Origin of the sequence: Kamptonema sp. PCC 6506 (genome assembly GCF_000180455.1) — a bacterium.
GTDB classification, from domain to species: Bacteria; Cyanobacteriota; Cyanobacteriia; order Cyanobacteriales; family Microcoleaceae; genus Kamptonema; species Kamptonema formosum.
The window spans coordinates 1-21,282 of sequence record NZ_CACA01000096.1; the positions used below are offsets into that span (position 1 = coordinate 1).

Here is a 21,282-nt window from a genome sequence, read left to right on the forward strand (position 1 = left end):
TATTATTCTTCTACCCGATAGCCTAATTCTGCCAATCGGGTGCGGGACTGTCGCCATTTGGGTTGCACTTTGACAAATAGTTCTAGATGTACTTTGCCGTCAATTAACTTTTGAATTTGCTGCCGTGCTGCACTGCCAATTTCTTTAAGCATACTGCCGCCTTTACCAATAACAATACCTTTTTGGGAATCGCGTTCGACGTTGATGGTGGCGAGTACGCGGGTAATGGTGGGTGCTTCTTCTACGATGTCGATCGCGATCGCTACTGAGTGGGGTATTTCTTCACGGGTTAGCAGTAAAATTTGCTCTCGGATTAGTTCCCCCATGATGAAGCGTTCGGGTTGGTCAGTAACCAAATCGGGGGGATAGTAATAGGGGCCCGGTTCTAAGTGTTCGATTAATATTTGTTGCAGTGCTTCCACTCCCTCGCCGGTGAGGGCAGAAAATTTGACTATCGGCCACTGTTTGGCTTCAATTAGCTGAGTGTAGGTATTATCAAGCTGTGCTTGGGACTCTGAGGGTTGTTGGTCGGATTTATTCAGGCCGAGAATAACTGGGGTTTGGGTATTGACTAGGAGATCGACGATATAGCGATCGCCACCGCCAGCGGGTACAGAAGCATCTACCACAAACAGCAGCACATCAACGGAGTGAATGGCTAGTTGAGCATTGTGAACCAATACCTTACCTAGTTGGTGGTGTGGCTTGTGGATTCCAGGGGTATCTACAAAAATAATCTGTGCTTCTTCCGTTGTCAGAATTCCCCGCAGTCGGTTGCGAGTTGTCTGAGCCACTGGAGAGGTAATGGCTATTTTCTGCCCCACCAGTTGATTCATCAAAGTCGATTTACCAACGTTAGGCCGTCCGATAATGCCTGCAAAGCCTGATTTGTAGCCCGCAGGAGCGGCGGGAATCATTGTACTTAACAAGTCTATGCCTGTGCTGTCTTCCACTACAATCACCAAATTTCCAAGCCGGTTCTCTCTATTGTCGCTTGAGAAGGCCAAGAGTGGTAATTTACAAGCATTGTGTCTTGTTTGCCAAGCTAGAATCACAGGCTCTTAAACGGTAAGTTAACTGCGATCGCTATTTTTCGCTAACTCTGGGTACACAAAGCTTGATATCTGGGAGAAAATTTGATAAGGTTCCCAAGGACATCTTGTGGAAATAAATCAATCTTGTCAATCCCAAAACCTGATGGGGCGATCGTTTTGGATGATAGAATCTCAAGATCAACTGAGGCGATTCTACAGTTTTGGGTTGAAGTTGGTTTTAAATTTTCTGGGGATGTCTGATATAAGTTTAGGTAGGTTAGAATCGACCTCAAAGGCTCAAAAGTATCAGGCGCTTCTTCAATGGAAGGTAGATGACTTTTTTGGGTCTAGATACAAACGTGCAAATTCTATAAAGAGGAGACGAGTATTGTGAAATCAAAATTCTTTTGGGGTTGCTGCACCGTTCTATTAGCCAGTATACCCTTACCAGCTTTGGCACAATCAAATTTTGACTACAAGGGTGGCTCGATGAAGTATCAGGCGCTACCAGGTAAACTACCTGATAGAACATTGCCAAAAGCCTTTGATTTTCCGGTGATTACCAATGTTGCGACTGATACAACTGTAACTACAGATCACCCTCTCACGGATCAGTTCCGTCCCGCTGCAATTCCTCAAGGGTTGACTGCGGATGATGTCCCCCGGATTAGATCGGAATATACCGCAGCACTTTCTGCTTGGGGTGAATCTGTTAGAGCTTGCTTGAAGAAACAACCTCGCTTGATCCGAGTTAGTACGGGTAATCCTGTGCAGATTAATGGTGCTGTGGGTACGATTGTGAGAAATGCTAATAATCGTGCTGTTTGCCGATAAGTAATTTGTCGGTTTGACTTTTTTGTAGGGTAATTGCCTAACAAGGTTGTAAATTTTAAACAGCGTCTTTCTTTTATAAGAAAGATGCTTTTTTTGTTTTAATGTATCATTAAAACGTAATAATTTTTCTGTCATTTTTCCCAGAATTTTAGCCTTTAGTCAAAACAAATACACTCCCCTCATTCCCGCGCCCAATCCGTAAATCGCTATCTAAATAAGTAATATCTAACCATCCCTGCTGTTCTCGACTATCTAACTTAAAATCGGCAGCAGCAAACTTTTTACCTGCCTCAATTTGAGCGATGAAATCTGCCGGCGATTCATAGTTAATTAGCCGCTGTAAACCGACAATTGAGCGTTCAAACTTGACCTGAACTCGCTTTTCTGAAACCACCTCAAATCTAGCAGCTACGCTGACTATTCCTTCAACAAAAGGCAAGCCGTAAAGTTCGGCAATGTTGTAAACTTTTGCTTCATTAGCGCGGATAGATTGATAAATTTGACCCAATTTAATCAAGGGCAATTTATCAAATCCCAACAATCCGTTACTGGTAGTGTATAGTAAGCGCCAATCGCCATTTAAGAGTTCAGTAGCCTCGACAGGACGCGGAGTGGGGTTGTAGTCTTCGAGTTGCGCGATCGCAGCTAAAATTGCTTGCTTATCAGTCTCTGTAGCTAGCAAACCCCGATTCTTACCTGCGATCGCCTCTAATAGTGTAGATTTTCCAATCATAACTTTTTGTTAGTTGTTAAGTGTTAATTGTTAGTTGTTAATTGTTAGTTGTTAGTTTCGATCATTACGTTGGCGAAGGCTGTATGTAGCGCTTGCCAATTGAAGCACTCACAAGGTATCCGATTCAATAATATATATTCTATACTATTGTCAGCCAATCTAACCACAATTTTTTCACAAAGTTAAGCTTGGGAAACCCTGAAGTAATCTTAACAGGACTTACCCAAAATTATCTGTAACGCCGCCTTCCAGGCGGTTAAATTTACCGCCTAGAAGGCGGCGTTACGGGGTTTGTGGGAGTCCTACTTAAGCTATTGCGATTGCTTCGCAGAGTTCGCAATGACAGTTGACAGTTAACAGTTAACAGTTAACTAAGATATCAAATTTCATCAGATAGAGCAGAGTCCGACGAAGATATGCTAATTCTTTGTCATTTGTAGCATAGCGTCTGAGAATTTCCCCGACACTCATAGCGCCCTCTTGTTTAATCGCATCCACAATATCTATCTGAATAGTAACAGGTATTCTCCTTTCTGAACCAAAGCTAGTTATCCACATATTCTGGATTTCCTTCAACCGTTCCGGTGTCGCCATCTTACCTAAACTAATTACCATTTCATTGCTGAGGTTTTTACTGGGATAGTGGCTAAATGGCCTAAATGGATCGTCGCAAAGTGGATAAGGTGGTCTATCTGATTTTAAAGGCATAGATTCCGGCATGGTAGCCCGTATTTCTGCTAATTCCTTCCACAACTGCTCATAAGCAGCAATTACCACTTTCCAATCATAAATTTCCTTGACGCGCTGCCGCCCATTTTCTCCCATTTTGCGCCTTAATTCACTACTAGCAATTAATTTGTTCAATACCTCTGTACAGGCATCAATATTAACTGCTGTCACCATTGAAGTATGACCCATATAAGTTGGCCAATTTAAGCTGTTATCAGCATAGTTGATTGTCAAATCTAAGCAAGAACCTGCTGCGGGGCTCACGGTGGGAATTCGGAAACCATCTATTTCATGCCGGACAGATTCTTTGTAGCCGTTCCAATCTGAAACAACTGCTGGCAAACCATTAGCCATTGCTTCAATTGGTGTCAGCCCAAAACTTTCTTGAATGTTGTCTGATAAGGAAATAAAAATATCAGCAGCCGACCAAATATTTGATCTGATTTCCGGTTTGCGCCCATCCACAAAAACATGATTTACTGAGGGACAAAAAGCCTGAGCGCTACTTTTAAATTCTGGTTCTTCTCGCGGATCTTCAATCCAACCAGCCTGGATTAAATGAAGTTTAGCATTTGCCTTTTGTGCTGCCCTTTCTAGAGCCATATACATTGGTACTGGATGAGCTTTTGCAGAGAAAGTTAATCGCCCAACAAACAAGACTACAATATCCTTGGCAGGAATTCCAAGTGCTTGTCGTTGCTGGTTGCGAGCATTAATTGCTTCAAGACCTTGGGGAAAAATACTACAATCAACTCCCAGGGGAATAATGGGCAATTTGATGGAAGTTTGAGGTTGGCCACCAGTGCGATTTGCTAAATATTCTGCCCAATTTTCTAATACTGCCTCTACTGCTACTTTAACAGCTAGAGAAGTGCAGATTAAAGCATCCCAAGGTTGAACTGGTGCTATTAGTAATTCGCCGATTCTTTCCATCACGTACTTAGTCGCGATCGTGTGAGTAACGCCGCAAATACTATAAGCTCGCTGGTTGGCAAATCGACGCACCCATGCCATCTCGGAGAGATTAGGATCGGGTCGATAAAGTAGGCCAGGTTGAGCTAGCAAGTGAGGTTCGGCGGTGGGAATCCACCGGACTTTTCGAGGTTGTTCTAACCAAGGACGGATGCGATCGCAAAACTCGCTAAAGGTCTCTTGGCTTTCTGTGTAACAGTAGAGATATTCACCAGTTCCGTGTTGCACTAAGCTTTTGAGAAACCCTTCTCCTGCCGAATGGCGGCCGAGAAGTCTGGTTCCGCTGGTGTCGTAACCGTCCTTTGTGTACCAAATAGCTGCACTAATAGTCATTTTCTGATTTATTGTCCGATAGGATAGTGTTAGATTAAAATATCTAGGGGCAAATCGGCTGAGGGAGACTGGGGACTAGCCGCACGAAGCGGATGCGCGATCGCAGATGGGCGGATATTCAACAATCCCAATTCCTAAGACCCACACCATAAGCCAAATGCCTTCTACCCTATCGCGTTTTTTGGATAAATAATCAATGTATAACCCTTCTCTGCGTCAAATACCTCGCCATGAGCCTGCTGAGGTCATTCCTCTAAAGCAAGAATCTTCGCTTCTAGAGTGGTTGGAAGCAACAGGTCGCCTGTTGGCGCGGGATAACCAAGAACCCGATTATGTCTTAGATGCAGAACCAGAAATCACAGATTTGATGGGCGGTGATGATAGTCCTTATGATGACCTTGATGATGATGTTGAGGACGCGATCGAAGTAGATGACGATATGTAAGAACGAAGGAAGAAGGAAGAAGGAAGAAGGAAGAAGGAAAATTAAATTGAATAGGAATGCTGATGTCATTGCGTTGGCGTAGCCTGCGCGTAGCGCTTGACTTTGTGAATCAATCTTTCCTCTTAATTGTTTGATCCTCAGTTCATAATTCCTAATTAAATTTTCTCTTTCTCCCTACTTCCCAATTCATGATTCCTGATTTTGTGATTTTTCAATGGATATATTTTAGGGAGTGGTGAGGAAGATTTTGTGGACGAAAAACTATCTTTTAGCAAGCCTTTTAACCTTTCAGGAACAACCCTATTATTGTTGCTGGGGCTGTGCTTAAGCGTTTCCGCCATTGGTTTAGATTGGACTGCTGGGAGATTTTTAAATATAGAGCAATCTCTATTTCTACCCCTAGCTATTTCTGCTGTAGCTGTAACTATTTTAGGCTACTGGATTGTGCCTTTACTCCAGCAGCTCAAAGCAGGGCAAATAATTCGCGAAGACGGCCCGCAAGCTCACTTGCAGAAGGCGGGAACGCCAACAATGGGCGGCATATTTTTTGTGCCTACGGGGGTGGCGATCGCGCTTTTATGGTCTAAGTTTAACTCCGATGTTATTGCTGTATCAGTTGTAACCTTAGCTTATGCTTTCATCGGCTGGCTAGATGACTGGCAAATCCTCCGCCGCAAGTCTAACAAAGGCATTTCACCGCAGATGAAATTGGCATTGCAAATTAGTTTTTCTGTCCTATTTTGTCTCTGGCTAGCATTTCGCCAACCGACAATTCTCACAACTGTTGCTTTGCCTTTTGGTGTAGCATTACCCTTGGGTTTGTTATTCTGGCCCTTAGCTACATTTGTATTAGTAGCCGAAAGCAATGCTACAAATATTACCGACGGTATTGATGGATTAATGGGCGGTTTAGGTGCGATCGCTTTCCTGGGTTTAGGTGCATCTGTTGCAGAGATTTCCCCAGAATTAATGATTTTTTGCGCCTGTATTAGCGGCAGTTGCTTAGGCTTTGTTACTCAGAATCGCAACCCTGCCCGCGTGTTCATGGGCGATACAGGAGCCTTAGCTTTAGGAGGTGCTTTAGCAGCTATTGCACTTCTTACTAATACTCTGTGGTTACTATTAATTATCAGCGGGATTCTATTTGTAGAAACGATGTCAGTAATCGCCCAAGTTGGCTATTACAAAGCTACGAAAGGACCCGACGGTGTGGGTAAACGCTTGTTAAAAATGGCTCCATTACATCATCATTTAGAACTGTCTGGATGGTCAGAAACTCAAGTTGTTGGTAGCTTTTACGCAATTAATCTGATTCTAGTTATCATCAGCTTAGTCATCAGTCATTAAACCTTTGGCAGTAGAGTAAGTTACAAAAACCGACTGTTTTCTTTGATAACTTACGTAACGCCGCCGTCGCTTGCGGTAAATTACCGAGCGAGGGCGGCCTTACGAAACATCTTTCCTCAAAGTTTTGGCAGTTGCTATAATTATCTAAAATGGCTGAAAATAAAAAAATGAAATATTTAATTAAGTAGGTGGACATAAATAAACGCTATAAAATGCACAGGTGGGCGCTCGCCGCAACCATCTTCTTCTATGAGTTACAGGCAATGCGCGGCGAGCGCCCACCCGGAGTTTAATTATGTCCGACTACTTATCTACAATGCTAGAAACTAGCTAGGCTGAAAATTTGCATTCAATTTACATTGCATTATCTCTATTCGCATAATTTCGCAGAATGTAGAAGCTAATAAACTTAATTATATAAGTAATTAATAATATGCTAATACCTTTGTTTTTGCTAGATAGCCAAAGTCTATATAGAGAGAAAAAGAAAGGGTAAATACTTCGAGATCCGAGCTAATATGTATTACATGATACTGTGCTTATCAGCTAATTCATATATCATTAAATCTAGGGTGCTAATTAACAATAAAAATTTTGTATTTACCGTATAAACTTGGAACTATTCACAACAGCGTTCATGTTTTTTTGTTGAGTAAACTTATCATTGATTATGGCTGCACCAAACCGCAAGATTGTTAAAGAGCGGCGAGACTACAATACTTGGGTAGCTAATGAAACCCTAGAAGATTATTCGCTCCGCTACGCTCCCAAATCCTTCAGGAAATGGTCAGAGTTTCTAGTTGCCAACACTGCTATAGGAGGTATTTCTTTTCTAGCTCTAGAGGCCATCGGTGGTTCCCTGCTAATTAGTTATGGTTTTGCTAACTCTTTTTGGGCAATTATTACTGTCGGCACAATTATTTTTCTTGCAGGTTTGCCAATTGCCTACTATGCTTCAAAATATAATATTGATATAGATTTATTAACGAGAGGAGCAGGATTTGGTTACATTGGCTCTACAATCACCTCGCTGATTTATGCTTCCTTTACATTTATTTTCTTTGCCTTAGAAGCAGCGATTATGGCTCAGGCATTGGAACTATATTTTCACCTATCTTTACCCATCGGCTATGTACTTTGTTCCCTAATTATTATTCCCTTAGTTTTTTACGGAGTGACATTAATTAACCAGTTGCAGTTGTGGACTCAACCCATCTGGCTAATATTAATGATTGCTCCCTATATTTTTGTGCTTTACAAAGAGCCTAATGCTCTTGCCAATTGGTTTAAATTTGCCGGAGAATCACCGAGCGGAGCGGCATTTGATCCGTTATTATTTGGTTCAGCAGCAACGGTATCTTTTTCTTTAATTGCTCAATTAGGCGAACAAGTTGACTATCTACGTTTTCTCCCAAATCAGGAAAAAGATAATCGTTTTCGGTGGTGGATCGCAGTAATAGTAGCTGGGCCCGGCTGGATAGTTTTGGGAGTAGCAAAACAGTTAGGAGGAGCATTTTTAGCATCTTTGGCGATTAGTCACGGCGTGGCGATTGCTAGTGCTAAACAGCCAATTCAAATGTATTCAGCAGGATTTGCCTATATATTTTCTAATCCCAGCGTGGTTTTATCTATTGCTACACTATTTGTGATTATTTCCCAAATCAAAATCAATGTTACCAATGCCTATGCAGGCTCGTTAGCTTGGTCAAACTTTTTTTCTCGACTCACTCACAGCCATCCGGGGAGAGTGGTTTGGCTGGTTTTCAATGTTGCGATCGCGTTATTGTTGATGGAGATGGGAGTCTTTGAAACCCTAGAAGCCGTTTTGGGACTATACTCGAATGTGGCGATTGCTTGGATTGGAGCTTTAGTAGCGGATTTAGTAATTAATAAACCACTAGGCTTAAGCCCATCGTACATTGAATTTAAACGGGCTTATCTCTACAATTTCAATCCCGTAGGATTTGGCTCAATGGCGATCGCCTCCACGATCTCAATCATCGCTTTTGTGGGAATTTTTGGCATTTATGCTCAGGCTTATGCACCTTTTATTGCCCTAGTGTTAGCCTTTATTCTATCTCCAATTATAGCTGTAATTACTCAAGGTAAGTATTACATTGCCCGCGAAAATGTTTATCGGCAAACAGCTAAATTTGACTCTGTTTTTGATTCCCCGGATTTACTAACTAATAGTCTTAAATCTCGCTCGGCTCTAGCTTCCCTTCTTAAGGAGGGAATCTTAACCCCGGTTTTTAAGAGAGATTGGGGAGAACTCAGCATCAGTCAAGAATCTTTGATACCTTGCTGTATTTGCGAACAGAAATATGAGCCAGCAGATATGGCATTTTGCCCGGTTTATGACGGAGCAATTTGTTCGCTTTGTTGTAGCTTAGATGCTCGGTGCGGAGATAAATGTAAGACTGCAAGTGCGACGATAGAAACTATGACTCTGGCCATTGGGCAATCTATTTTTAAAGAAAAATTTTCTCCGCGTTTAGGTCTTAGGCTGGCAACATTTCTAGAGATTTTTGTGTTAATCTCTTCTTTAACAGGAGCAATCTTTGGTTTAGTTTACTATTTAGGAGTTGTCCGATCTCCTGAAATTCCAGAAACGACTGCTGAGGCATTAATCGGAGTTTTTCTGTTACAGTATGCCTTGTTGTTAGTGTTAACTGGTATTGCTACTTGGTGGTTAGTGTTAAGCGAAGAGAGTAGGGAGTTAGCAGAAGCAGGATTGGATAAGCAAAATCTGCAACTTCAACAGGAAATTAGAGAGCGACAACGAGCAGAAACAGCTTTGCAACAGCTCACTCGCGATCTAGAAAGCCGTGTCGAGGAACGCACTGCTGAATTGTCAGAAGCTCTGAGCAATTTAAAATACGCTCAAGCGCAGTTAGTTCAGACTGAAAAGATGTCTAGCTTAGGACAACTTGTAGCAGGAATTGCACACGAAATCAATAATCCTGTTAACTTTATTTATGGAAATTTAGAATATATTAGGATATATGTTCAAGATTTACTAGATTTGATTGCAATTTATCAAGCTGAGTTTCCGCAAGCAACTCCTCAAATTCAGGAGAAAATTGAAGAAATGGAACTGGAATTTCTTCAGGGAGATTTACTGAAAATATTATTATCTATGAAGGTAGGATCGGAACGCATCCGAGGAATTGTAATGTCTTTGCGGGTTTTTTCGAGATTAGATGAGTCCGATCTTAAAAGTGTGGATATTCATGAGGGATTAGACAGTACGTTGATGTTGTTAGGACATCGCCTCAAAGCCAATCCAGATCGTCCAGAGATTAAAATAATTAAGGAGTATGGAAATTTACCATTAGTCAAGTGCTATGCCGGACAATTAAATCAGGTATTTATGAATATTTTTACTAATGCAATTGATGCCCTGGAAGAACAGAATTTAGGTCGTACTCTGTCCGATATTAAAGTCAATCCTAATTTAATTACAATTCATACAGCCATTATCAATGAAGGCGCTCGCGTCGAGATTCGGATCGGAGATAATGGAGTGGGAATGTCGCCCAAGGTTCGGGAGAAAGTTTTTGACTATTTGTTTACAACAAAAGCTGTTGGTAAAGGGACGGGTTTAGGTTTGTCTATTAGCTATCAAATTGTGGTGGAAAAACATCGGGGAACTTTGACTTGTAAATCAGAAGTTGGGCAAGGGACGGAGTTTATAATTGCTATTCCTATTTGTTAAGGAATAGACCTTTTGAAAAAATATCGTGGCGATTGAAATCGCGCCTACACAAATAAAGTCCGCCTACGCGGACTAATATGGAGGTTTGTTGAATGATTTCTGTGGTGATTCCTATTTATAATGGCGAGAAAGATTTGCCAGATTTAATTAATTGCCTGAAAGCTCAAACTTATCCAGCCCAGCAAGTAGAGTATTTACTGGTAGATAATAAAAGTAGCGATCGCACTCCTGCCATTCTCACAGCCGCCGCCACAGCTACAATTATTATTCACTCCCTCACCGAAAATAAAATTCAAAGTTCCTATGCTGCCCGCAATACAGGCATTCGCGCCTCCCAGGGTGATATAATTGCTTTTACCGATGCCGACTGTCGGCCTCAACCAGAATGGTTAGAAACTTTAATTAGGCCATTTGCCGATCGCGATGTGGGAATTGTTGCTGGTGAAGTGAGCCCCCTTCCCGGTAAAACTATTTGGGAACAACACGCCGCGATTGAGGATACTCTTTCCCAGAAACATACTTTAGCTCATCCTTTTTGTGCTTACGGTCAAACTGCGAATTTAGCTGTTCGTAGGCAAGTTTTGGAAAAAGTGGGTTTATTTCGTCCTTATCTTACCACTGGTGGCGATGCTGATTTCTGTTGGCGAATTCTGCGCGAGACTTCCTATAGATTAGAGTTTGCTGAAGATGCGATCGTCCGTCATCGACATCGATCTAGCTTCCAGCAATTGCAAAGTCAGTGGCGGCGTTATGGGGAGTCAAATAGGTATTTGCACGAACTGCACGGGGTCGATTTGATGCGAGAATTAACAGCAGGGGAATATTTTTATCGGTTATCGCGATGGTTGTTGAAAGAATTGCCGATCGCATCCTCCAAAGCGATCGCTGGCAAAGCCAATCTAGCAGAATTATTCCATACTCCCATTGGCTTGTGCAACGTTTGGGCGCGATCGCGCGGACAACAACAAGCAAAACTCCCAGAAAAAGCCTGGGAAATTGAGCGATTTTAGCAGGAGGAGATTAGAAACCGGGTTTCTTAGAAAAATCTCCGATTCTCTGCGGAGATTCTATGAAGAAACCCGGTTTCTTTCCATGAGACTTATTCTACAGCCCCATTCGAGCTGCTATGCGAGATTTTATCCATTCTATTGATGCTGGTGTCGGCTGAGTCGCTTTCCAGGCGGGACGCGCTATCAAGCGATCGCACCAAGCATTCAATTTCGGATAGTCACTCAAAGAAACACCACCTCTCGGTAGCCAAGGTATAACAGTACCCGCAACCACCTCAGCGAGAGTTAAATTTTCGCTACCAAAAAAAGGGCGATCGCCTAATAAATTCTCAAAAAACTTTAGCACTGTCGCAATTTTCTGCAAAGCGATCTCGATTTTTTCCGCGTCACCTCCAGGCAAACCTAACATCTGTGGAGATAGTACCATCACAGCAGGCGACAACTCATTTACTGTCACCATTTGCACCATCCGCGCGATCGCGATTTCCTTTGCATCTTTTGGCAACATTGTCGGTGTAGGGTACTTTGCCTCTAAATAATCCAGAATTGCCAAAGATTCAACTACATTAAAGCCGTCATCTACCAAAACTGGAATATGGTGGAAAGGGTTAATTGCCAAAAACTCTGGCTTGAACTGATCCCCATCTAAATTCATCTCTATCAGTTCAAACTCAAGTCCTTTTTCCAGCAGTGTAATCCAAACGCGGCGCGAATTGAAAGAAATCGGCTGGTGATAAAGCGTCAGCATGGGAAAACCTCAAAGTTTTTTGAATAGAGTCTACAATTCTAACTCTAACACTAATAATTATGCCCGACTACTTAAATAGTCAGATATAAATAAACGTAAGTATGTTATTGTTCGCTGTGCGAATGTAATTTTACCACCTCTAATTTAGAAAGAAAGAAAGAAATTTTTTCCTTGAATATCAGAATCTCGTTTTAAATAAGTACAGTAAACTTTTTCTACAAAATCTTCATTGTTGAGTTTGTGAGTTGCTTGTAAAAAAGATTGCTCGTTCATAACAAATATATAAAGTTACCATCTTACTCACAAGGAGACGTTATTTCTATACTTAAAGTTTCCACATAAAAGCGCACTGAGCTATTAGTAAACAGACCAGAAATTGCGATTAGTGATTTCCGAAAAAGAGCCAGACCTGTATTTAACCAGCAAAATTAATGCTAATTCTATGCTAGATAAGAAAAATTTATATAAGCAAAATTTAGGGGGATCATTACAAAGTTGTCTAATCAAAAATGAAAAAGCAAGGCAAAACTTAATATAAAATTAATAACAATATTTTGATGTGCCTGCTTTGGCGATCGCAACTCAGGCTCATTCTCAGATTTTTAACTTTTTGTAACCCTTGACAGGTAATCCCAATGGCCCAAGTCTTTCTCCAGACCGTTTGGTTGATACCCTGCTATCCCCTCATAGGTGCTGTCTTATCTGCCCTGTGGTTTCCCGGTATTACTCGCCTGACAGGGCCTCGACCTGCTGGCTACCTAAATGCACTCCTGACCTTCATCGCTTTTGCCCACGGAGTGCTAGCTTTGTCTGCGACTTGGAATCAGCCGTCGCAGGAAATCTTCATACCTTGGCTCAACGTAGCCGGTCTAGACCTTACTATCCCCCTAGAAATCTCTTCAGTCACCGTCGGCGCGACAGTTTTGGTGACAGGTTTAAACCTGATTGCCCAGATTTTCGCTTTCGGGTACATGGAGATGGACTGGGGTTGGGCGCGGTTTTATTCCATGCTGGGACTGTTTGAAGCGGGGATGTGCAGCCTGACGTTGTGCAACTCGCTATTTTTCAGCTACATCATTCTGGAAATTCTCACCTTGGGAACCTATCTATTGATTGGTTTGTGGTTCAACCAGTCTTTAGTAGTTACCGGTGCCCGCGATGCTTTCTTAACAAAGCGGGTGGGAGATTTAATTCTGCTGATGGGAGTAGTCGCCCTTTTACCTTTGGCAGGTACTTGGAATTTCACTGAATTGGCGACATGGGCGCAAACTGCAACTATAGATCCCACAGTTGCCACGCTGTTGAGCTTAGCTTTAATCGCTGGGCCGATGGGCAAATGCGCTCAGTTTCCCTTGCACTTGTGGTTAGACGAGGCGATGGAAGGCCCCATGCCTGCGACGATTTTGCGTAACACTGTCGTGGTATCAACGGGGGCTTGGGTGTTGATTAAGTTACAACCAGTAATTGCATTGTCCCCTGTGGGTGTGGCAGCGATGATTTTTGTGGGGGGAGTGACTGCTGTGGGCGCTTCCTTAATTGCGATCGCCCAAATTGACAGCAAACGCGCTCTATCTTACTCCGTCAGCGCTTACATGGGTTTGGTGTTTATCGCAGTAGGGACGCAGCAAAGCGAGACAGCGCTAACACTGCTATTTACCTACGCTTTCGCGATGAGTCTGTTGGTGATGAGCACTGGCAACATTATTTGGAATAACATCACTCAGGATCTTACCCAAATGGGCGGTCTGTGGTCGCGGCGGCCGATATCGGGAATAGCCTTTGTGGTGGGTGCTGCGGCATTGGTAGCAGTACCTCCGTTTGGCTGCTTTTGGTCAATGCTGAAAATGTGCGATCGCCTGTGGAATGACGGAAATTGGCTGTTTTTAGTTGTTTTAGCCGTCAATGCCTTAACAGCTTTTAGTTTAACGCGGGAGTTCAGCCTGATTTTTGGTGGCAAACCAAAGACAGCAATGACAGCGCGATCGCCTGAATTGCACTGGCCGTTTATTTTGCCAATGGTGATTTTGATGGGTTTCACCCTTCACGTCCCGCTGATGTTAATTCAGTGGCAACTATTACCAATTGCAGCGAACATTAATCTCGTCGTTGCTGGCTTATTGATAGCCTCAACTGCGATCGGTATCGGTAGCGGAGCATTCGTTTATCTAAATGACAACTTTGCTAAACCAGTGCGTTTGGGTTCCCAACAATTACAAGACTTTTTTGCCTACGACCTTTACACCGCTCAACTTTACCGCGTGAGCATCGTTTTTGTAGTAGATATCGTATCAAAAGCAATCTTCTGGATTGACCGCTTCCTCGTTGATGGATTGGTAAATTTTGTCGGTCTGGCGACTGTTTTCAGCGGACAAAGTTTAAAGTACAACGTTTCCGGTCAAACTCAGTTTTATGCTCTGACAATTATAGTCGGAGTTGCTGGCTTGATGGTGTTATTAACTTGGCCATTACTATCTCGCCTTCCCCTGATAGTTGGCGGCTAATAAATCTCACTTTCACACTTTCCTCTGGGCGTAATTTCAATACCATCTATAACTGTAACGCCGCCCTCTGAGCGGTAACTTGACCGCCCAGAGGCTGGCGTTACAAAGTTATAATCTGCCAACTTGCAATTTTAGACTTCACGGTAAAACTATGCTGAGTACCTTGCTCTGGTTGCCCGTTTTGGGTGCTATTGTCGTCGGATTTTTGCCCGGAAACCAAACAGCTAATCGTCTCCGTTATATAGCATTAGCTTTCGCCTTTGCTATCTTTATGTGGACGGCATGGCTGTTAACTCAATTTGACTTAACAGCTTCAGGATTGCAGCTTCAGGAATATTTACCTTGGATTCCCCAATTAGGTTTAAACTATAATTTGGGAGTTGACGGCTTATCAATGCCGCTGGTAGTTTTAAGCAGTTTTCTCACAGCAATTGTGATTTACGGTAGCGGCGACGCAGTAGAAAGACCCCGGCTTTACTACCCTTTAATGTTGCTAGTGAATGCCGGAATTGCGGGAGCTTTTGTCGCTCAGAATTTACTACTGTTCATCCTGTTTTATGAGCTAGAACTCATTCCTTTTTACCTCTTAATTGCCATCTGGGGTAGTCAGAAACGGGAATATGCAGCGATTAAGTTTTTGCTTTATACCGCTGTTTCTGGAATCTTAGTCCTGGCCGCTTTCTTAGGTACAGCTTGGTTGAGTCATTCTTCTAGTTTTGACTACAGCGATATCCACACTCAAACATTATCTTTGAGTACGCAACTGATACTACTAATAGTGCTGTTAGTAGGATTCGCGATCAAAATTCCCTTAGTTCCTTTGCACACTTGGCTACCTGATGCTTATGTAGAATCTTCCACACCAGTTGTAATTATGCTGGGGGGTATTCTTGCCAAGTTAGGAGCTTACGGTTTAGTCCGTTTCGGCTTACAAATGTTACCTGAAGCTTGGGCAATTCTTGCCCCTAGCTTAGCAATTATTGGCACTTTCAGCGTACTTTATGGGGCGTTGAGTGCGATCGCGCAAAAAGACATTAAGCGCATGGTTGCTTACAGTTCCATCGGTCACATGGGTTACATTTTAGTTGCTGCTGCTGCTGGTACACCTTTGGCGATGGTTGGCGCTGTTGCTCAAATGGTTAGTCACGGTTTAATTTTGGCTTTACTATTTTATTTAGTAGGGGCAATTGAAACTAAAGTCGGGACTCGCGATTTGGATATTCTCAACGGTTTGATGAACCCAGTTCGAGGTTTACCGTTAATTAGTTCCCTGCTAGTTTTAGGCGGAATGGCAAGCGCTGGAATTCCTGGTTTAGTTGGTTTTATTGCCGAATTCCTGGTATTTCAAGGTTGTTTTTCTGTCTTTCCCATACCAACTCTCCTTTGCATATTTGCCTCTGGGTTAACAGCAGTTTATTTCCTAATTCTGCTGAACAGGACTTGTTTCGGCAAGCTCGATAATAAATTGGCTTACTATCCCAAAGTCAAGTTTGCTGAAACCCTACCAGCCTTGGTTTTAGCCGTCACAATTTTTGTTTTGGGAGTGCAACCAAGTTGGTTAGTTCGCTGGACTGAAGCAACTACAAATGCGATAGTTGCTACGCTTCCAGCTACTAACAATCCGCAAGTAGCTATGCAATATAAAAATCAATGATCGACCCTGAACCACAAACCAATGATGCTCAAATATATTCCCCTTGCCTTAGTTATCTTTCGTGCTGCAATCGCCCCATTTTTACTCTGGGATGCTATTGACGGCAAAACAAGTATTTGGTTCATCATTGGGTATGTGGCAGGATTTCTTTCTGACATTTTTGATGGCGTTATTGCGCGACGAATTGGTGCTAGCGATGCCCAATTGCGTCAAGCCGATAGCTGGGCAGATGTCTGCTTTTATCTCTGTGTATTCGCTAGTGCTTGGTTGACTCATAGACAAATACTAATTGCGTTTCAGTGGCCGCTACTAGCGGTGGTTTTTACACAGTTATTATGGTGGGCAGTTAACTTGCTGAAATATGGCAAACCCGCCAGCTATCATACCTACTCAGCGAAGATTTGGGGAATAACTCTTTTCGTTGCTACTATAGCGATATTTGGCTTTGACTATGCAGGAATTCCCCTGTGGTTAACGATTATTTCTGCTCTCATTCATACAGTAGAAGAAATTGCTATGACGCTACTGTTACCTGAGTGGAAACACGATGTCTTGAGTATTTTTCACGCCTTGCGGTTACGGCGCGAGTTGATTTCTCCTCAACCAAATCCTGAAAATTAATCTAGAAGCCAATAGCTATATAGATTAATCATGAGTAATTGTCAACTTCACATTTAAAGGAACCCAAAATGGTAGAAACTTCTGTTAAACTTACAACAAAATTGCCTCCTTCTAACCATGAATTTGCCGAAGTCATTCACAGATTAGAAGCGGGCGGGTCAATGCTGCCAGATACTCCTGAAAATCTGATGCAAATTATCGGCATTTACAAAGCTTATGCTGTGCCGATGGATTTCTACTGGCGGGATTTACTTTACATCGCTGAGCGTGTATTTTTAGACCCCTTTCCTTTCTTTAAATACTTGATACCGCAGGAGTATTTAGATTTGCACAATCACTATGCTGGTGATGATGCAGAGTTGCGGGTTTGGCGCGGCTCCGCTACAGCACATCCAGAACTTTTGGCATTTATGGAGAAGGGTGCAACCTTCAAAATGCCAAAGTTATTACACCATTTGTGGCACGATCGCATTAACATGGAGTTTGCGGAAGAATGTATGCGCTCGATGCTTTGGCATCAAGGCATGGGTGGAGGATTTAACGATTACCTGGAAAGTGAAGAATACAAGGCAAATGCTGATAAAGCAATTCGGGCTTATTTCAAATACAATCCGCCGATGATGGTGCTCTATAAACTGTTCCCAGATATGTTTTTGGAACAGTGCCGTCAAATGTCTTACTTCTCGAATTTAGGCTTGTTTTGGGAAGTGATGGCTCCCGTTTTCTTTGAGATGTCTGACATCTATGATGAAGGAGGTTTTAAAGGTGTTCCAGATGCGATGAATTTTCTAGTAAATGGGATTTTTGCGGTAGCTAGCCGTCCCATTTACCATCATGTTTATATTCGCGGGGAATGCTACGAAATTATTCCGAAATCAAAGGGTTTTACCTGGCTGCATGAAGCTGCACTTCCTTATGTGGAAGCGGTTTTTTATCGCACATCACCTTTCCGGGGTACAAAATCTTATAATGCTCAGGCAAAACAGGTTCCTGATGAGCAGAAAGATTTCCATTATGGAATTCTTTATGCTGATGTTTTTCCGGTGGGTACTGCGGGGATTCCACCGACATTGTTAATGCAGGATATGCTGCATTTTCTACCGCCTTATTTGGTGGATTACTATCGTCAACATTGCCGGGGTGAGGATGATATGTTAATTCAATTGGGAATTACTTTCCAGCGCTCGATGTACAATGTGACTTCGGCTGTAATTCAAGCTTTGCGGACGGTTACTTCATATCCTTTGGACGATCCAAATCCGGCAAATTTAATGGCTAATCGCCGTTTCTTTGAGGCTCAAATGGATCGATTCAAGCGTCCAGAAGCTCGTTTGCGAGATGTTCAGCGACAGGATTACAGGTAGAAAAATCCCCCTGAACACCATTAATGCAGGGCTGTTTCATTCTACAAAAAAATTGAGAAGGAAACAGCCTTGCCCTTGGGGGAATTGCCAATTTAAACTACAAAGCTCTAGAGGAAAAAGCTTACTCCATACAAATACTAATGATGAGGCTTAGAAATAATTAAATACTTGTGTTGTAATCGTGTTATAATCTCACGGGTAACTCTGTTATCACTTCTGTAGTTTCAGCGACCGTTCCTGCGATGACCTCTTCACCTACTATAGCTCCCGACCGGTCTAGTCAAGTTACCCGCAAGCCTTATCCGAATTATAAGGTGATCGTACTCAATGACGATTTTAATACGTTTCAGCACGTTTCTGAATGTCTAGTTAAGTATATTCCAGGGATGACGAGCGATCGCGCCTGGAAACTGACTAATCAAGTCCACTATGAAGGTCAAGCTACTGTTTGGGTTGGCCCTCAAGAGCAGGCAGAACTATATCATATGCAACTCAGTCGCGCTGGGTTGACGATGGCACCGCTAGAGCAAGCTTAATACCATCGGCTGAAGTTGCCAAAAAAGTTGGCTGTATAAGCGTTCTTCCTTCTTCCTTCTTCCCTCTTCCTTCTTCCTTCTACTTATGAGTTATGCCACCCTATTGTTAATTAGGGATTGCAGTCCCATCGTTACCTTCCTCTTGTTGCCTTTTCATCTCTCTTTCAATTGCCAAAGACTGTTGTTGATACTCAAAACCTCGATCGTAGTTACCAATCTGAAAGTAAGTATTGCTTAGATTTCTGAGGGCATCCATTTCACCTTTGGGGTCTTTGATCTCCCGATATATGGTTAAGGCCTGTTGCCAAGACTTTAATGCAGCCTGAAATTGACTGCTAAGTGACTGCTGCATACCTTGCTGGAACAATCTATCTGCTTCTGCTTTTCGTTCCGTAGGAATTTGAGCTAAGGCGGCATAATTGGTAATTAGATATTTAGTATTTGGGCTATATTGAAAATCACCTATTCCTAACACTGTTACCACTGCTATTAGTCCTGTTATTCCTAGCTTTAGCAATTTCATGGCGTTCGATTTCCCTCTTATTTTTGTTCAATAAACTGAATGAATTTGACTTGAGGTTGAGACAAATAGCTGTATTGAGTAGACTTAAGTTCAATAGTTTAGAGTTGCCCCAAAGCTCAATCACAAGGTCTATCATACTTCGCCTTCAATGTAATGTCCCTTTTGTGCAACAATGAAAGACGGTAATAAAAGTTTAGAGTTTATTGTGAGTCCTACTGCCGAAGCCATTAATACCCAGAATGCGGGTGCGCCGCCTGCTGTTAGCGTTGCCCGCCGCGCTGTTTTTCCCTTCACGGCCATTGTTGGCCAGGAGGAGATGAAACTGGCGCTGCTGTTGAATGTGATTGACCCCAAGATCGGGGGTGTGATGATTATGGGCGATCGCGGTACGGGCAAATCTACTACTATCCGCGCCCTAGCTGACTTGTTGCCAGAAATTGATGTGGTGGCGGATGACCCCTTCAATAGCCATCCTAGCGATCCCGAATTAATGAGCGACGCATTGCGAGAAAGGGTTGCTCAGCAGGTAGAAATTGCGATCGCGAAGAAAAAAGTCCCAATGGTAGATTTGCCTTTGGGCGCTACGGAAGACCGAGTTTGCGGCACTATTGATATTGAAAAAGCTTTATCTGAAGGTGTTAAAGCTTTTGAACCGGGGCTTTTAGCTAAAGCAAATCGCGGCATTCTTTACGTTGATGAAGTCAATTTGCTCGACGATCACTTAGTAGATGTTTTGCTCGACTCGGCAGCAAGTGGCTGGAATACTGTAGAAAGAGAAGGCATTTCTATCCGCCATCCAGCGCGTTTTGTCCTAGTTGGTTCCGGCAACCCAGAAGAAGGAGAATTACGCCCGCAATTGCTGGATAGATTTGGGATGCACGCCGAAATTAGGACTGTAAAAGAGCCTACTTTAAGAGTACAAATTGTGGAGCAACGGTCAGATTTTGACCAAAACCCTAAAGAATTTTTAGAAAAATATGAACCAGGGCAAAATGAGCTACAAAAACAGCTTGTAGATGCTCAGGAAAGGTTAAAATCAGTACAACTTGATTACGATTTGCGCGTAAAAATTTCCCAAGTTTGTGCTGAATTAGATGTGGACGGACTGCGGGGAGATATTGTTACTAATCGGGCGGCAAAAGCTTTGGCAGCTTGTGAAGGTCGGACGGAAGTTACTGTTGATGACATTCGCCGAGTTGTCACTCTTTGTTTGCGGCATCGGTTGCGGAAAGATCCCTTAGAAAGCATCGACTCTGGCTACAAAGTTCAAAAAGTATTCGGTCAAGTTTTTGGTTTGGAAATGGCTAATAGCTAATTGCTAATAGCTAATTGCTAATGGCTAATTGCTAATTGTTGATGGCTAATATCATGTCCGGCAAATTACTTACGATCTGTCCATTGTTCGCTGTGCGAAGCAATCTCAAAACCTTGTGATTGCTTCGCACAGCGAACAATGACAAGTATTTAACGGGAAATGATATAATAACTAATTGCTGATGGCTAATGGTATTAGGCAACGGATTCTAGAAGCGATTTAACGGATATAACCAATTACCAATTACCAATTACCAATTACCAATTACCAATTAGCTATTAGCCACTATTACAATGAAAAAGCGAATTCTAGGATTAGATCCGGGGCTGGCAATTCTAGGATTTGGGGTAATTGATTGTGAAATTATTGCTGGGAAAAAAGATGAAGATTATCGCGTTTCAATGATTGATTTTGGCGTGATTAAAACTCCCGCAGGTCAAGAAATGGGGCAGCGTCTCCGCACTATTTACGATGATTTAAACGCTATAATTGACCAGTTCAAACCGGATTTAGCCGTAGCGGAAAAGTTGTTTTTCTATAAAATGGGGAGTGCCATTGTTGTCGCTCAAGCAAGAGGAGTTTTGATGTTAGTATTAGCTCAGCAAAATGTCCCTTTAGTTGAGTTTACTCCAGCTCAAATTAAACTAGCTTTAACAGGTCGTGGCAATGCTGATAAGTATGATGTACAAGACGCTGTGGCGAGGGAGTTAGAATTAGATGATATTCCTAAACCAGACGATGCTGCTGATGCTTTGGCTGTAGCATTAACCGCTTGGTTTGATGATGATATTTGTCCCAAAACATTATCAGACGATTGAAATTGGGGGTATCAGGAATAAAGTCTGCCTGGGCGGACTAATGCAAT

Annotated in this window: 18 protein-coding genes; 12 read left to right on the plus strand and 6 right to left on the minus strand. The window is 42.6% G+C overall.

The features are described 5' to 3' along the window. Positions 1–2 precede the first annotated feature (2 nt). Positions 3–917: a GTPase Era gene (gene era, locus OSCI_RS05185; protein ID WP_148288828.1), complete on the minus strand. Its 915-nt coding sequence runs from the start codon at positions 915–917 to the stop codon at positions 3–5. Positions 918–1,424: 507 nt separating this feature from the next. Here era and OSCI_RS05195 point away from each other — a divergent pair. Beyond that, positions 1,425–1,868 (plus strand): hypothetical protein, encoded by a 444-nt coding sequence (locus OSCI_RS05195; protein ID WP_007353809.1) that lies wholly within the window; start codon positions 1,425–1,427, stop codon positions 1,866–1,868. A 148-nt stretch (positions 1,869–2,016) separates the two neighbouring features. Here OSCI_RS05195 and OSCI_RS05200 read toward each other — a convergent pair whose 3' ends face one another. Together OSCI_RS05200 and OSCI_RS05205 are read right to left on the minus strand one after the other, a co-directional pair. After that, positions 2,017–2,601, minus strand: a complete 585-nt coding sequence (locus tag OSCI_RS05200; RefSeq protein WP_007353810.1) for a PAP/fibrillin family protein — start codon at positions 2,599–2,601, stop codon at positions 2,017–2,019. Between the two features lie 360 nt (positions 2,602–2,961). Continuing rightward, positions 2,962–4,635 (minus strand): glycosyltransferase family 4 protein, encoded by a 1,674-nt coding sequence (locus OSCI_RS05205; protein ID WP_007353811.1) that lies wholly within the window; start codon positions 4,633–4,635, stop codon positions 2,962–2,964. 196 nt (positions 4,636–4,831) lie between these two features. On the opposite strand from OSCI_RS05205, the gene OSCI_RS05210 reads away from it, so the two are divergent. From OSCI_RS05210 to OSCI_RS05225, 4 genes are all read left to right on the plus strand, one after another. Then, on the plus strand, positions 4,832–5,080 hold the full coding sequence (locus OSCI_RS05210) for a DUF3134 domain-containing protein (RefSeq protein ID WP_007353812.1): 249 nt from the start codon (positions 4,832–4,834) through the stop codon (positions 5,078–5,080). Positions 5,081–5,329: 249 nt separating this feature from the next. Further along, positions 5,330–6,427 carry a phospho-N-acetylmuramoyl-pentapeptide-transferase gene (gene mraY, locus OSCI_RS05215; protein ID WP_007353813.1) on the plus strand — a complete coding sequence of 366 codons (1,098 nt, stop codon included), beginning with the start codon at positions 5,330–5,332 and terminating at the stop codon, positions 6,425–6,427. A gap of 670 nt (positions 6,428–7,097) precedes the next feature. Continuing rightward, positions 7,098–10,145, plus strand: a complete 3,048-nt coding sequence (locus OSCI_RS05220) for an ATP-binding protein (RefSeq protein WP_007353814.1) — start codon at positions 7,098–7,100, stop codon at positions 10,143–10,145. A 92-nt stretch (positions 10,146–10,237) separates the two neighbouring features. Further along, positions 10,238–11,155: a glycosyltransferase gene (locus OSCI_RS05225; protein WP_007353815.1), complete on the plus strand. Its 918-nt coding sequence runs from the start codon at positions 10,238–10,240 to the stop codon at positions 11,153–11,155. 94 nt (positions 11,156–11,249) lie between these two features. Here the strand turns inward: OSCI_RS05225 and OSCI_RS05230 are convergent, their stop codons facing one another. Together OSCI_RS05230 and OSCI_RS29615 are read right to left on the minus strand one after the other, a co-directional pair. Continuing rightward, positions 11,250–11,903 carry a glutathione S-transferase family protein gene (locus OSCI_RS05230; protein ID WP_007353816.1) on the minus strand — a complete coding sequence of 218 codons (654 nt, stop codon included), beginning with the start codon at positions 11,901–11,903 and terminating at the stop codon, positions 11,250–11,252. A gap of 144 nt (positions 11,904–12,047) precedes the next feature. Continuing rightward, on the minus strand, positions 12,048–12,176 hold the full coding sequence (locus tag OSCI_RS29615) for a DUF4214 domain-containing protein (RefSeq protein WP_007353817.1): 129 nt from the start codon (positions 12,174–12,176) through the stop codon (positions 12,048–12,050). A gap of 362 nt (positions 12,177–12,538) precedes the next feature. On the opposite strand from OSCI_RS29615, the gene OSCI_RS05235 reads away from it, so the two are divergent. The 5 genes from OSCI_RS05235 (at position 12,539) to clpS (ending at position 18,579) form a co-directional block, all read left to right on the plus strand. Next, complete coding sequence (locus OSCI_RS05235) at positions 12,539–14,404, plus strand: NAD(P)H-quinone oxidoreductase subunit F (protein WP_007353819.1); 1,866 nt, start codon at positions 12,539–12,541, stop codon at positions 14,402–14,404. 151 nt (positions 14,405–14,555) lie between these two features. Continuing rightward, positions 14,556–16,058, plus strand: coding sequence for an NADH-quinone oxidoreductase subunit M (locus tag OSCI_RS05240; RefSeq protein WP_007353820.1), 1,503 nt, complete (start codon positions 14,556–14,558; stop codon positions 16,056–16,058). A gap of 21 nt (positions 16,059–16,079) precedes the next feature. Beyond that, positions 16,080–16,679, plus strand: a complete 600-nt coding sequence (locus OSCI_RS05245) for a CDP-alcohol phosphatidyltransferase family protein (protein ID WP_007353821.1) — start codon at positions 16,080–16,082, stop codon at positions 16,677–16,679. Between the two features lie 68 nt (positions 16,680–16,747). After that, complete coding sequence (locus tag OSCI_RS05250; protein WP_007353822.1) at positions 16,748–18,043, plus strand: CO2 hydration protein; 1,296 nt, start codon at positions 16,748–16,750, stop codon at positions 18,041–18,043. Between the two features lie 242 nt (positions 18,044–18,285). Continuing rightward, positions 18,286–18,579, plus strand: a complete 294-nt coding sequence (gene clpS / locus OSCI_RS05255) for an ATP-dependent Clp protease adapter ClpS (RefSeq protein ID WP_007353823.1) — start codon at positions 18,286–18,288, stop codon at positions 18,577–18,579. A 106-nt stretch (positions 18,580–18,685) separates the two neighbouring features. Here the strand turns inward: clpS and OSCI_RS05260 are convergent, their stop codons facing one another. Further along, positions 18,686–19,102, minus strand: coding sequence for a tetratricopeptide repeat protein (locus tag OSCI_RS05260; RefSeq protein ID WP_007353824.1), 417 nt, complete (start codon positions 19,100–19,102; stop codon positions 18,686–18,688). A 172-nt stretch (positions 19,103–19,274) separates the two neighbouring features. On the opposite strand from OSCI_RS05260, the gene bchI reads away from it, so the two are divergent. Both bchI and ruvC read left to right on the plus strand, forming a co-directional pair. Further along, positions 19,275–20,417: a magnesium chelatase ATPase subunit I gene (bchI, locus tag OSCI_RS05265; protein ID WP_007353825.1), complete on the plus strand. Its 1,143-nt coding sequence runs from the start codon at positions 19,275–19,277 to the stop codon at positions 20,415–20,417. Between the two features lie 293 nt (positions 20,418–20,710). Next, positions 20,711–21,235: a crossover junction endodeoxyribonuclease RuvC gene (ruvC, locus tag OSCI_RS05270; protein ID WP_007353826.1), complete on the plus strand. Its 525-nt coding sequence runs from the start codon at positions 20,711–20,713 to the stop codon at positions 21,233–21,235. The last annotated feature ends 47 nt before the right edge of the window (positions 21,236–21,282 follow it).

What these genes read in the sequence shown, in the direction of transcription:
- OSCI_RS05200 (WP_007353810.1), bottom strand. Translation starts at nt 2,601, where the DNA reads ATGATTGGAAAATCTACACTATTAGAGGCGATCGCAGGTAAGAATCGG.
- ruvC (WP_007353826.1), top strand. Translation starts at nt 20,711, where the DNA reads ATGAAAAAGCGAATTCTAGGATTAGATCCGGGGCTGGCAATTCTAGGA.
- OSCI_RS05205 (WP_007353811.1), bottom strand. Translation starts at nt 4,635, where the DNA reads ATGACTATTAGTGCAGCTATTTGGTACACAAAGGACGGTTACGACACC.
- era (WP_148288828.1), bottom strand. Translation starts at nt 917, where the DNA reads ATGATTCCCGCCGCTCCTGCGGGCTACAAATCAGGCTTTGCAGGCATT.
- OSCI_RS05245 (WP_007353821.1), top strand. Translation starts at nt 16,080, where the DNA reads ATGATGCTCAAATATATTCCCCTTGCCTTAGTTATCTTTCGTGCTGCA.
- OSCI_RS05235 (WP_007353819.1), top strand. Translation starts at nt 12,539, where the DNA reads ATGGCCCAAGTCTTTCTCCAGACCGTTTGGTTGATACCCTGCTATCCC.
- OSCI_RS05230 (WP_007353816.1), bottom strand. Translation starts at nt 11,903, where the DNA reads ATGCTGACGCTTTATCACCAGCCGATTTCTTTCAATTCGCGCCGCGTT.
- bchI (WP_007353825.1), top strand. Translation starts at nt 19,275, where the DNA reads ATGAAAGACGGTAATAAAAGTTTAGAGTTTATTGTGAGTCCTACTGCC.
- clpS (WP_007353823.1), top strand. Translation starts at nt 18,286, where the DNA reads ATGACCTCTTCACCTACTATAGCTCCCGACCGGTCTAGTCAAGTTACC.
- OSCI_RS05250 (WP_007353822.1), top strand. Translation starts at nt 16,748, where the DNA reads ATGGTAGAAACTTCTGTTAAACTTACAACAAAATTGCCTCCTTCTAAC.
- OSCI_RS05210 (WP_007353812.1), top strand. Translation starts at nt 4,832, where the DNA reads ATGTATAACCCTTCTCTGCGTCAAATACCTCGCCATGAGCCTGCTGAG.
- OSCI_RS05240 (WP_007353820.1), top strand. Translation starts at nt 14,556, where the DNA reads ATGCTGAGTACCTTGCTCTGGTTGCCCGTTTTGGGTGCTATTGTCGTC.
- OSCI_RS29615 (WP_007353817.1), bottom strand. Translation starts at nt 12,176, where the DNA reads ATGAACGAGCAATCTTTTTTACAAGCAACTCACAAACTCAACAATGAA.
- OSCI_RS05225 (WP_007353815.1), top strand. Translation starts at nt 10,238, where the DNA reads ATGATTTCTGTGGTGATTCCTATTTATAATGGCGAGAAAGATTTGCCA.
- OSCI_RS05260 (WP_007353824.1), bottom strand. Translation starts at nt 19,102, where the DNA reads ATGAAATTGCTAAAGCTAGGAATAACAGGACTAATAGCAGTGGTAACA.
- OSCI_RS05220 (WP_007353814.1), top strand. Translation starts at nt 7,098, where the DNA reads ATGGCTGCACCAAACCGCAAGATTGTTAAAGAGCGGCGAGACTACAAT.